The organism is Variovorax sp. dw_308, from assembly GCF_019207085.1.
Taxonomy (GTDB): Bacteria; Pseudomonadota; Gammaproteobacteria; order Burkholderiales; family Burkholderiaceae_C; genus Variovorax.
Genome location: NZ_JAATOM010000034.1, coordinates 37318 through 49130 on the forward strand (window position 1 = coordinate 37318; position 11813 = coordinate 49130).

The following is an 11813-nucleotide window of genomic DNA, read 5'->3' on the forward strand; positions in this document are numbered from 1 at the left end:
GGAGACAAGGGAATGAAGAACAAGCGGAATATCGTTTCGGTGGCGGCCATCGCGGCCGTGGCATTCGCGGGTCATGCGATGGCGCAGGAACAGGTCGTCAAGATCGGGCAGACCGGGCCGTTGTCGGGGCCGAACGCATTCGCCGGCAAGGACAACGAGAACGGCGTGCGCCTGGCCATCGAGGAACTCAACGCGAAGAAGATCGCGGTCGGCGGCAAGACGCTGAAGTTCGTGCAGGTCTCCGAAGATGACCAGTGCGATGCCAAGGCCGGCGTCGCGGTCGCGCAGAAACTGGTCGACGACAACGTCAAGTTCGTCATGGGACCGTACTGCTCCGGCGTGGCCATCCCGGCGTCGCGCGTCTACAGCCAGGGCGACACGCTGGTGTCGACCGTGGGCACCAATCCCAAGGTCACGATGGGCGGCTACAAGAACCTGTACCGCATCATCGCCAGCGACAACCAGATCGGCTCCGCGATGGCCGTCTACGCGGCCAAGGTGCTCAAGGCCACCAAGGTGGGCGTGATCGACGACCGCACCGCCTTCGGCCAGGGCGTGGCCGAGGAGTTCGTCAAGGAAGCGAAGAAGCAGGGCCTGACCGTGCTGGGCCAGGAGTTCACCACCGACAAATCGGTCGACTTTCAGCCGATCCTCACGCGCCTGAAGGCGCAGGACCCACAGGCCATCTTCTTCGGCGGGTACGCACCGCAGGCCGCGCCGATGGTGCGGCAGATGAAGGGCCTGGGCATGTCGGCCAAGCTGTTGGGCGGCGACACGCTCTGCAGCCCCGAGATGGGCAAGATCGGCGGCGACGCGGTCAACGACGTCGTGTACTGCGCCCAGGGCGGCACGATGCTCGACAAGGCGGCCGGCGGCGCGGCCTTCAAGGCCAAGTTCAAGAAGCGATTCAACCTCGATCCGGATGCCTACGCCGCCTCGTTCTATGACCAGTTGATGTTCATCGGCGAGGCCATCGAGAAGACCGGTTCGGTCGACCAGAACAAGGTCGCGGCCTACCTCAACAAGACGAGCTACAAGGGCGCGGTCGGCACCTACAGCTATGACGACAAGGGCAACATGACGCAGGCGCCGATCACGGTGTCGACGTTCAAGAACGCCGCGCCGACGCCCCTCGCGAGCTATTGAATCGACATGCACCGCATCCAGGTCATCGACTCGCACACCGGCGGCGAACCGACGCGGCTCGTCATCGGCGGGTTCCCCGACCTGGGTCGCGGCAGCATGGCCGAGCGCAAGGCGCTGCTGGCGCGTGACCACGACCAATGGCGCGCGGCCACGGTGCTGGAGCCGCGCGGCAGCGACGTCGTCGTCGGCGCCCTGCTTTGCGAGCCGGTCTCGCCCGAAGCGGCGGCCGGCGTCATCTTCTTCAACAACACCGGCTACCTCGGCATGTGCGGGCACGGCACCATCGGCCTGGTCGTGTCGCTGGCGCACATGGGGCGCATCGGCGTCGGCGACCACCGGATCGAGACGCCGGTCGGCACTGTCACCGCGACGCTGCACGACGACGGCTCGGTGAGCGTGCGCAATGTGCCGGCGTATCGCCACCTGGCGCAGGTGCCGGTCGACGTGCCGGGCCATGATCGCGTGCATGGCGACGTGGCTTGGGGCGGCAACTGGTTCTTCCTGGCGAGCGATCACGGGCAGCGCGTGGCCAGCGACAACCTCGCCGCGCTCACGGCCTACACGGTCGCTGTACGCGCGGCCCTGGCGGCGCAGGGCGTCACTGGCGCCGATGGCGCCGAGATCGACCATATCGAACTCTTCGCCGGCCCCACTGACGATGCCGACAGCCGCAACTTCGTGCTGTGCCCGGGCGACGCCTATGACCGTTCACCGTGCGGCACCGGCACCAGCGCCAAGGTCGCCTGCCTCGCCGCCGACGGCAAGCTGGCGCCCGGCGACGTGTGGCGCCAGGCCAGCGTGATCGGCAGCGTGTTCGAGGCCAGCTACGCCATGGTCGGCGGCCAGGTCGTTCCCACGCTGCGCGGCCGTGCGCACATCAGCGCTGAAGCCAACCTGTTGGTCGATGACGACGATCCATTCGCCTGGGGCATCCACCCCTGAAAGGCGTGAATATTTCTACTGCGACCACCGATCTCGGGTCTGCGGTGCTCACTGCACGAGAGTGCAGTTCCGCGCCTCAACCCGACCTCGGCGACCTCGCTGCGAAATCTTCACGTCTTTCGACGCCGCGTCGATCGCTTGATAACCGCGGCGCCCTCGCCACGAAATTTCCACGCCTTCCGACGCCTCGCGGTCGGCTTCCCGATGCACGCTGATGTTCTGGTGATTGGCGCCGGCATCGTGGGCGCCGCCTGCGCCCATGCGCTCGCTCAGGCGGGGCTGCGGGTCCATGTGCTGGATGCGCGCCTGGGTGGCGCGACCGGGGCCGGCATGGGGCACCTCGTCGTCATGGACGACAACCCGGCGGAACTGGAACTCAGCCGCCGCTCCCTCGAACTGTGGCGCGGCCTCGCGCCGCGCATGCCCGCCGACTGCGCCTGGAGTCCTTGCGGCACGCTCTGGATCGCAGGCGACGCCGCCGAGATGGCGGCCGCAGAGGACAAGCAGGCGCGACTGGCGCTGCACGGCGTCGCCTGCCGCATGCTCGATGCGCAAGCGCTGGCAGGCGCCGAGCCGGCGCTGCGGGCAGGCCTTGCTGGAGCGCTCGAAGTCACGGGCGACGCGATCGTCTACGCGCCCAACGCCGCCCGCTGGCTGCTGGCCCAGGGTGGTGGACGCATCGAGGTCGAGCATGCGCAGGTCGAGGCCATCGAGGACGGCCGCGTGCGCCTGGTCGGCGGCGGCCTGCGCCAGGCGCCGCAAGTGCTGCTGGCCAACGGCATGCAGGCCACGCAACTGTGCCCCGGGCTTCCGATCCGTCCCAAGAAGGGTCATCTCGCCATCACCGACCGCTACCCCGGCACGGTGCACCACCAGCTGGTGGAACTGGGCTACGTCACCAGCGCGCACCACAGCGAAAAGCCCTCGGTCGCCTTCAACCTGCAGCCACGGCCCACCGGCCAGTTGCTGCTGGGCTCGTCGCGCCAGTTCGACACGGTCGACCCGCGCGTGGAGCCCGACATGCTCGCCCGGATGCTGGGGCGCGCGATGGACTACGTACCCGGGCTGGCCGGGCTCAACATCCTGCGAACCTGGACCGGCCTGCGCGCCGCCACGCCCGACAGCCTGCCGCTGCTGGGCCCGCATCCTTCGCGCGAAAGCCTCTGGCTGGCCGTGGGGCATGAAGGCCTGGGCGTGACCACCGCCACGGGCAGCGCCGACTTGCTGGCCGCCCTGATGACGGGGCGCACCGCGGCTTTCGACCCGGCGCCCTACGCGGCAGGGCGCTTTGTACAGGCGACTGCGGCATGAAGCATGCGTCCATCGTGTTGCAAATCGACGGCAAACCAGTCGCTGTCTCGGCCGGGAGTTCGGTGGCCGCTGCGCTGCGCATCGCGGACGTCGCCGGGTTGGGTGTGGCGCGTCGCTCCGTCAGTGGCGAACTGCGTGCGCCGTTCTGCGGCATGGGCATCTGCCAGGAATGCCGCGTGACCATCGACGGCGCGCGCCGCCTGGCCTGCCAGACCGCCTGCGTCGCCGGAATGCAAGTGGAGACACTGACGTGACCCAGCTCACGCTCGACGAATGCGATGTCCTCGTCATCGGCGCCGGCCCGGCAGGCATGGCCGCGGCGGTCGCGGCGGCTTTCGGCGGGGGCTCGGTGGTCGTCATCGACGACAACCCGGCGCCGGGTGGCCAGATCTGGCGCGATGGACCGGGCGTCGAGCTGCCTGCGGCGGCGCGCGAGTCCCGCAACGCCATGGTCCAGCGCGCCAACATCCGCGTCCACTGTGGCACGCGCGTGGTCGCTGCGCCCCGCGCGCGGCAACTGTTGCTGGAAGACGCGGAACGCGGGTGGCTGCTGCAATGGAAGAAGCTGATCCTGTGCACGGGCGCCCGTGAACTGCTGCTGCCCTTTGCAGGCTGGACCCTTCCCGGCGTGACCGGCGCCGGCGCGTTGCAGGCGTTGATCAAGGGCGGCATGCCGGTCAAGGGCGAACGCATCGTGGTCGCGGGCACCGGGCCCTTGCTGCTCGCCGCGGCTGCCACCGCCGCCCAGGCTGGCGCCAGGGTGTTGCGCGTGGCGGAGCAGGCCCCGCTGCGCGACGTGCTCGGTTTCGCTGCGCAGCTGGCGCGGTGGCCGGGCAAGGCGCTGCAGGCGCTGAACCTGATGCACCCGGGCTACCGCAGCAGCACCCACGTGCTTTCGGCCCGGGGCCATGGTCGCCTGGCATCGGTGACGCTTCGGCGCGGGCACGGCGGGATGGAGGAGTTCGCCTGCGATCGCCTCGCATGCGGCTTCGGCCTGGTGCCCAACACCGAACTGGGCCGCATGCTGGGTTGCGCGGTCACGCCGCGGCCAAGCGGACCCGCGCTCAACGTGAATGCCAACCAGGCGACCAGCGTGCCGGACATCTTCGCCGCCGGCGAATGCACCGGCATCGGCGGCAGCGAGCGGGCGCTGCTGCAGGGTGCGATCGCGGGGCATTCGGCGGTGGGGCGCACCATTCCGTCGGATGGCATGCGCGAGGCGCTGGCACGCTGGGACGCTTTCGCCGTGCAACTGCATCGCCGCTTCTCGCCCGGGGCAGGGATTCGCACGCTGGCGCAACCGGACACCGTCTTCTGCCGCTGCGAGGACGTGCCGCTGGGCGCGCTGACCGGCTGCGCCGACTGGAACGATGCCAAGCTGCACACGCGCTGCGGCATGGGAGCTTGCCAAGGTCGGGTCTGCGGGGCGGCGGCGCAGTTTCTGTTTGGCTGGTCGCCAGGGACGCCGCGTCCCCCGTTGTCGCCGGTGCGCGCCTCCACCCTTGCCGGCTTCGCGCCGCCGCTTCCGGATTCCCCCATGACGCAGGGAGAATGAGGCCCGCAGACAGCGCCCCCGCCATGCCTTCACTCGCCCCCGCAGCCTCTCCCGCACCGTCCAAGCGCCGCGCCGCGGACGTCGCGTACGACGCCATCGAGGCATTGATCGCCACGCTGCAACTCGAGCCGGGCAGCCCCGTGGTCGAGGGCGACCTGGTGGAGCGCACGGGCTTGGGGCGCACGCCGGTGCGCGAGGCGCTGCTGCGCATGGTGTCCAGCGGGCTGGTCGTGCAGCAGCCGCGTCGCGGCCTGCTGGTGTCATCCATCGACCTGGCCGACCACCTGGACGTGATCCAGACGCGCCGCGTGCTGGAGTGCCTGATAGCAGGATGTTCGGCGCGCCGGGCCACGGCCGAGCAGCGCAAGGCCATCGTCCTGCGCGCCGGGAAGATGATCAAGGCCGCGTCGCGCGGCAATCTCCATGACTACATGCAGGCCGACCACGAACTCGACGTGGTCAACCACCAGGCCAGCCACAACCAGTCGGCGGTCAAGTGCGTGGTGCCGCTGGTCGTGCAATGCCGCCGCTTCTGGTACGCCTACCAGCACGAGGGCGAGATCGGCGAAGCCGCGCGCATGCACATGAAACTCGCAGAAGGCATCGCCACGGGCGACGAGGCCGCGGCCGTGGCCGGCGCCAACCAGTTGCTGGACTACCTCGAGAGATTCGCGCGACGGGTCATCGACAAGTAAGCGGCGTCGGAAACCGGGGCCGCCAAATCCCGGGAACACCACGGAACCGGCTTTGCCGGGCCGTCGGTGTTGCCACAGGACTTCAGGACACCGCGTCGGCGGGTTGGCGCAGCAGCATGGCCAGCGTGCTGGCAATCGTCTTGCGCAGTTCGCGGCGGTCGCTGATGAAGTCGATCGCGCCCTTGGTCTGCAGGAACTCGGCGCGCTGGAAGCCTTCGGGCAAGGTCACTCGCACGGTGGATTCGATGACGCGCGGGCCGGCAAAGCCGATCAGCGCCTTGGGCTCCGCGATCACCACGTCGCCCACGAACGCAAAGCCGGCCGAGACACCGCCCATGGTCGGGTCGGTCAGCACGCTGATGTAGGGCAAGCCCTTCTTGGCCAGTCGCGTGAGCGCCGCATTGGTCTTGGCCATCTGCATCAGCGACAGCAGGCCTTCCTGCATGCGCGCGCCGCCGGTGGCGGTGAAGCAGATGAAGGGCACCTTCTGCTCGATCGCGGTCTCGACGCCGCGCACGAAGCGCTCGCCGACCACGCTGCCCATGCTGCCGCCCATGAACTCGAACTCGAAGCAGGCGACCACCACGCTGATGGAGTGCACCGAGCCGCCCATGACCACCAGCGCATCGGTCTCGCCGGTGCTCTCGAGCGCTTCTTTCAGGCGCTCGGGGTATTTGCGGCTGTCCTTGAACTTGAGCGCGTCGACCGGCAGCACTTCCTGGCCGAGTTCGTAGCGGCCTTCCGCGTCGAGAAAGGCGTTGAGCCGCGCGCGGGCGCCGATCCGATGGTGATGGCTGCAGCTCGGGCAGACATTCTGGTTGTGCTCGAGGTCGGTCTTGTAAAGCACCGTCTCGCAACTCGGGCATTTGATCCACAGGCCTTCGGGCACCTGCCGACGCTCGCTCGGGTCGGTCTGGACGATCTTGGACGGAAGCAGTTTTTCAAGCCAGCTCATATAAGAAATCCTGGAATCCTGAGAATTCAAGAAGGGCACCTTCTTGACCATTCACTCCCTCTCCCGCAAGCGGGAGAGGGTCGGGGTGAGGGAAAAACGTGGAGTCATCGACCAGCCCCTCTGCTCACTCCCCTCCCGCAAGCAGGAGAGGGCCGGGAGGCCCGGGGTGAGGGCGAAACGATCAATTATCGACCAGCCACGCCCTTCGCGGTAGCCGCCGGCAGCGAATCCAGCGCTTGGCGAATCCCCGCCAGGAACTCGCCCACCACCGGAACCACCTTGTCACGCGGCTGTTCCTCGATCAACTGGATGATTTTGGTGCCGATCACGACCGCGTCCGCTGCCGCGCCCACCGCCTGCGCCGTGCGCGCATCCCGGATGCCGAAGCCCACGCCCACCGGAATGCTCACGTGCCTGCGGATGCGCGGAAGCATCTGTCCGACCGCGTCGGTATCGAGGTGCCCCGCGCCCGTCACGCCCTTGAGCGAGACGTAGTAGACATAGCCGCTGGCCAAGCGTGCCACCTGCGCCATGCGCTCGTCGGTGCTGGTCGGGGCCAGCAGGAAGATCAGGTCGATGTTGGCGGCGCGCAGCGCGGCCGCGAAGTCCTCGCATTCTTCCGGCGGGTAGTCGACGATCAGCACGCCGTCGACGCCGGCTGCCGCCGCATCGCGCACGAACGCGCCCTTGCCGTGGATGCCGTCGTAGCGCTCGACCGGGTTGGCGTAGCCCATCAGGACCACCGGTGTCTGCGCGTCGGACTTTCGAAATTCGGCGACCATCGCCAGCACCTGCCTCATGCCGATGCCCAGCGCCAGCGCCCTCTCACCGGCCTGCTGGATCACCGGCCCATCGGCCATCGGGTCGGAGAAAGGCACGCCGAGTTCAATGACGTCGGCGCCGGCCTTGACCATGCCGTGCATCAGCTCCGGCGTGATGTCGGCGAAGGGGAAACCGGCGGTCACATAGGGGATCAGCGCGCGCCGGCCCTGCTTCTGGAGCGCCTCGAAGGTTGCAGCGATGCGGCTCATGCTTTGCCTCCTTTTACTTGCAGGCCGCGCATCGACGGGCGGTCGTAGAAATCGACGCCCGACAAATCGGCCACCGTCCCGATGTCCTTGTCGCCGCGACCCGAAAGGTTCACAAGGATCGATTGGTCGGGTCGCATGGTCTTCGCAAGCTTCATCGCATAGGCCATCGCATGGCTGGATTCAAGGGCGGGGATGATGCCTTCGGTTCGGCACAGGTAGTGGAACGCATGCAGCGCTTCCTCGTCGGTGATGCCGACGTATTCGGCGCGGCCGATGTCGGCCAGGTACGCGTGCTCGGGGCCGACGCCGGGGTAGTCCAGGCCGGCGCTGATGCTGTGCGTCTCGGTGATCTGGCCGTCCTCGTTCTGCAGCAGGTAGGTGCGGTTGCCATGCAGCACGCCCGAGCTGCCGCGCAGGATCGAGGCGGAATGCTTGCCGCTGTCGAGCCCTTCGCCGGCCGCTTCCACGCCGATCAGCCGCGTGTTCCTGAACGGGATGTACGGGTAGAAGATGCCCATCGCATTGCTGCCGCCGCCCACGCAGGCGACCACCACGTCGGGCTGCCTGCCTTCCGCCTCGCCGGTGATGCCCTGCGCCGCCAGCATGGCCGGCATCTGGTCGACGCACTCGATGCCGATCACGCTCTGGAAGTCGCGCACCATCGTCGGGTACGGGTGCGGGCCGGCCACGGTGCCGATGATGTAGAAGGTGTTCTCGACATTGGTGACCCAGTCGCGCATGGCCTCGTTGAGCGCGTCCTTGAGCGTCTTGCTGCCCGATTCCACCGGCACCACGGTCGCGCCCAGCAGGTTCATGCGGTAGACGTTCGGGCTCTGGCGCTTCACGTCCTGGCTGCCCATGTAGACCACGCATTCAAGCCCGTAGCGCGCGCAGATGGTGGCTGTGGCCACGCCGTGCTGGCCGGCGCCGGTCTCGGCGATCACGCGCGGCTTGCCCATGCGCTTGGCCAGCATGGCCTGGCCGATCACGTTGTTGATCTTGTGCGCGCCGGTGTGGTTGAGGTCTTCGCGCTTCAGGTAGATCTGGGCGCCGCCCATTTCCTGGCTGGTGCGCGCCGCGTGGTAGACCGGCGAGGGCCGGCCGACGAAGTGCTTCAGCTCGTAGTGGAATTCGGCGAGGAAGGCCGGATCGTCCTTGAAGCGCGCGTAGGCATCGCGCAGTTCGTTGATCGCGTGGGTCAGCGTCTCGCTGGCGAAGGTGCCGCCATAGGGGCCGAAGTGGCCGCTGGCGTCGGGTTGCTGGTAGGTGGTGGTGTCCATGTTTCTCTAGCTCGTTGGCCGCAGCCCACGCCCGGAGGAAACATGGGGTGCGACGGTCAGGTGGCGGTCGAATCCGCCGCGCGTACGGCGGCAATGAATTCGCGGATCTTGCCGGCGTCCTTGATGCCCTTTGAGGCTTCCACGCCGGAACTCACGTCAACGGCCAGCGTCTTGCAACGCGGGCGCAGCGCACGGATGCCATCGCCGACGTTGGCAGGCGACAACCCACCAGACAAGACGAGGTGAGCGTTTGCGACGTGTGGAAGGAGTGACCAATCGAATGCCTTGCCGCCTCCGCCGAATCCGTCGACATGCGCGTCGAGCAGGATGGCCTGGGCGTTGGAGAAATCAGCCGCGTATTTTACGAGGTCGAAGGCCGCGCCGGCCGCACCGATCGGAATGCGGGCGGCGCGCATGTAGCGGAATCGGCCGTTGCCGGCGCCTTCGTCGCATTGTGCGGGCGATTCGTCGCCGTGGAACTGGGCCATGGCACCTGCCACGCGGGCGAGCGATGCAATGGTGGTGGCGGCGCCTTCATTGACGAACAGCAGCACGGGCGTGACAAAGGGCGGCAGCCGGGAAGCCAGTGCGGCCGCGCGTTCGGCGCTCACGGCGCGGGGGCTCCTGGCGTAGAGCACGAAGCCGATCGCGTCGGCGCCGGCTTCGACGACGGCATCGACGTCCTGCTCGCGGGTCAGCCCGCAGATCTTGATTCGGGTCGTGGGGGTCATTTCTTGGCTGGCGCAGCGTGGCGCCGCGCTCATGCCCAGCCATCATAGGCAGGGCGGTCGGACTGCATCGTCGCCTCGGCCGGCAAGCCCCACCTGGCGTCGTACAACGGCCCAAGGAAGTAGAGCCCGTCGGGAGAAAACGTCGGCGCGGCGACGACGCGGCTGCGTGCCTGCAAGACCTCGGCGATCCACTCCGGCCGCTCGTCGCCATGGCCGATGCGCACCAGGCAGCCCATGATGTTGCGGATCATGTGATGCAGAAACGCGTCGGCCTCGAATTCGAACTGCCAGCGGCAGCGCTCGCCCTCGCCGATGCGCTGGACCTCGATGCGGCGCAGGTTCTTCACCGGCGACTTCGCTTGGCAGGCCGACGCCCGGAACGAACTGAAATCATGTTCGCCGACCAGCAGCGCCGCAGCAGCGCGCATGGCGTCGCCATCCAAGGCGCGCATCGACCAGCCGACGCGGCCCGCCTCCAGGCTCGGCCGCACCGGCGATTGCGAGAGCAGGTACAGGTAGCGGCGCGCCAGCGCCTGCGCGCGGCAGTGGAACTCGTCGGGCACCGGCACGGCCCATTGCACCGCGATGTCGTCCGGCAGGAAGCGGTTGGTGCCGCGCACCCAGGAGTTGGGCGTGCGCTCGACGTCGGTGTCGAAATGGATGACCTGAAGGATGCCGTGTACACCGGCATCGGTGCGACCCGCGCAGAGGGTGCCGATGCGTCGCTGGGCGAAGTCCGCCAGGGCCTTCTCCAGCTTGTCCTGCACTGTCAGCCCGGAGAGCTGGCTCTGCCAGCCCTGGTAGCCCTGACCGTTGTAGCGAATGCCGAGGGCCAGCCTCACAGCGCAACGGTCATGGGCGGGGCATGGTTCAGGCGAGCTGCGTCAGCAACTGCCTGGCTTCGGCCTTGAGGTCGCCGGTGGCTTCGGCCGCCACTTCCTCGACCAGCGAGCGAGCGCCTTCGGCATCGCCGATGGCTTGCAGTTCACGCGCCAGCGACAGCTTGATCGCATGCGGGCTCTCGTGCGGGTCGTCATGGCCTTCGAGGCTGCCCCGGCTGGTTTCGAGCGGCGCACGGCCGGTCATGGAACTCATGTCGAATTCGATGAAGCCCGAATCGCCGGGCAGGCCGGCGCGCAGCGTGGCCGGCTGGGTGCGTTCGTCGTCGTGGTGCGAGGGGGCGCGGCGCATCGGTTCCAGCGCGGCGGGGGCCGTGTCGAAATCGTTGGCGAACTCGGTGTGCTGGTGGCCGTCGTCGAGCGGGGCGCGCACGGTGCGCTCGTAGTCGTCGATGTCCGGGATGACGGCTGGACGTGCCGGCGGCAGGCTGGCGCTTGGCGGCGTGGGCACGGGGACGGCGACCGGGATCGGAACCGGCTGCACGGGCGCCTTGGCAACCGGGGGCTTGCTCAGATCGAGGTCGAAGTCGAGCGGCGCTACCGATGCCACGAAGGCCGGCGGCGCTGCGATGGGTTCGCGTGCGGCCCGCACGGCCGTGGGTTCCATCGGGATGGTGACCGGGCTGTCGTCCGCGCTCGAGAGGGGCGCCGCGCTCGCTGGCAGCGAGCGTGCGCCGGGTTGGTACAGCGGGTTGCCCGGGTCCAGTTCGCGACCCATCTCGACCACGCGGTTCCACTCGGTGCCGGTGCCGCCTGTCAGCTTGTGCACGTCGGCGGCCAGGGCTTCGTAGGCGCGCAGGTCGCGGCGCTTGGCATGGATCTCGAGCAGCTTGAGGTGGATGGCGGTGCGTTCCGGCGTGACACGCAGGGCCTCGCGCAGGATTTCCTCGGCTTGCAGGTCGCGGCCATAGGCGAGGTAGACATCGGCTTCGGCCACCGGGTCCACGTCGCCGGCATCGAGCTGGCTTGGCGAGTACGAGAGCGACGACGCGGTCGCGCCGCGGTTCTTGGTGTCGACCGATTCGCCACCGCTGGCGCCGAAGAAGGAGTCCTTGGGGATGCGGCTCTCCAGGAACACGCTGTCGCCCGCGTCCTGGCGCTTGCGGCCGAGCACACGGTAGAGCAGGAACCCGATGAGCAGGGCGACCAGCGCAGCGGCGCCGAGCATCAGCGGGCTGTCCATCAACTCCGCGAAGAAGCCGCGCTCGGCGGGTGCAGCCGCTTTCACCGGCGTGGCGGCCGGCGGCTTGGCTGCGGCAGGCGCGGGC

General features: G+C 68.5%; 12 protein-coding genes. 6 read left to right on the forward strand and 6 right to left on the reverse strand.

Annotation, left to right across the window (positions count from 1 at the left end; translation table 11 throughout):
• Positions 1–12: 12 nt before the first annotated feature.
• From HCU76_RS33490 to HCU76_RS33515, 6 genes are all read left to right on the forward strand, one after another.
• Positions 13–1146 carry a branched-chain amino acid ABC transporter substrate-binding protein gene (locus HCU76_RS33490; protein WP_218511696.1) on the forward strand — a complete coding sequence of 378 codons (1134 nt, stop codon included), beginning with the start codon at positions 13–15 and terminating at the stop codon, positions 1144–1146.
• Between the two features lie 6 nt (positions 1147–1152).
• Complete coding sequence (locus HCU76_RS33495) at positions 1153–2088, forward strand: 4-hydroxyproline epimerase (RefSeq protein ID WP_218511697.1); 936 nt, start codon at positions 1153–1155, stop codon at positions 2086–2088.
• Positions 2089–2292: 204 nt separating this feature from the next.
• The gene (locus HCU76_RS33500; RefSeq protein WP_213959522.1) at positions 2293–3399 is read left to right on the forward strand and encodes an FAD-binding oxidoreductase; all 1107 of its coding nucleotides are present in this window, start codon (positions 2293–2295) and stop codon (positions 3397–3399) included.
• A gap of 11 nt (positions 3400–3410) precedes the next feature.
• Positions 3411–3653, forward strand: coding sequence for a (2Fe-2S)-binding protein (locus tag HCU76_RS33505; protein ID WP_213959559.1), 243 nt, complete (start codon positions 3411–3413; stop codon positions 3651–3653).
• Positions 3650–4954, forward strand: coding sequence for an FAD/NAD(P)-binding oxidoreductase (locus HCU76_RS33510; protein WP_345944808.1), 1305 nt, complete (start codon positions 3650–3652; stop codon positions 4952–4954). The genes HCU76_RS33505 and HCU76_RS33510 overlap by 4 nt, the downstream gene beginning before the upstream one ends.
• A 23-nt stretch (positions 4955–4977) precedes the next feature.
• Positions 4978–5649 carry a GntR family transcriptional regulator gene (locus HCU76_RS33515; protein WP_213959520.1) on the forward strand — a complete coding sequence of 224 codons (672 nt, stop codon included), beginning with the start codon at positions 4978–4980 and terminating at the stop codon, positions 5647–5649.
• Positions 5650–5731: 82 nt separating this feature from the next.
• On the opposite strand, the gene accD is transcribed toward HCU76_RS33515, so the two are convergent.
• From accD to HCU76_RS33545, 6 genes are all read right to left on the reverse strand, one after another.
• Entirely contained in the window at positions 5732–6604 is an 873-nt protein-coding gene (accD, locus tag HCU76_RS33520; RefSeq protein ID WP_213959519.1) for an acetyl-CoA carboxylase, carboxyltransferase subunit beta, read from the reverse strand.
• Positions 6605–6789: 185 nt separating this feature from the next.
• Positions 6790–7635: a tryptophan synthase subunit alpha gene (trpA, locus tag HCU76_RS33525; protein WP_213959518.1), complete on the reverse strand. Its 846-nt coding sequence runs from the start codon at positions 7633–7635 to the stop codon at positions 6790–6792.
• Entirely contained in the window at positions 7632–8915 is a 1284-nt protein-coding gene (gene trpB / locus HCU76_RS33530; protein ID WP_213959517.1) for a tryptophan synthase subunit beta, read from the reverse strand. The genes trpA and trpB overlap by 4 nt, the downstream gene beginning before the upstream one ends.
• A gap of 56 nt (positions 8916–8971) precedes the next feature.
• Positions 8972–9646, reverse strand: a complete 675-nt coding sequence (locus tag HCU76_RS33535) for a phosphoribosylanthranilate isomerase (protein ID WP_256354663.1) — start codon at positions 9644–9646, stop codon at positions 8972–8974.
• Between the two features lie 29 nt (positions 9647–9675).
• On the reverse strand, positions 9676–10488 hold the full coding sequence (gene truA / locus HCU76_RS33540; protein WP_213959515.1) for a tRNA pseudouridine(38-40) synthase TruA: 813 nt from the start codon (positions 10486–10488) through the stop codon (positions 9676–9678).
• A gap of 28 nt (positions 10489–10516) precedes the next feature.
• A partial coding sequence (locus HCU76_RS33545; protein ID WP_305729965.1) for a FimV/HubP family polar landmark protein occupies positions 10517–11813 on the reverse strand: 1297 nt, incomplete at its 5' end.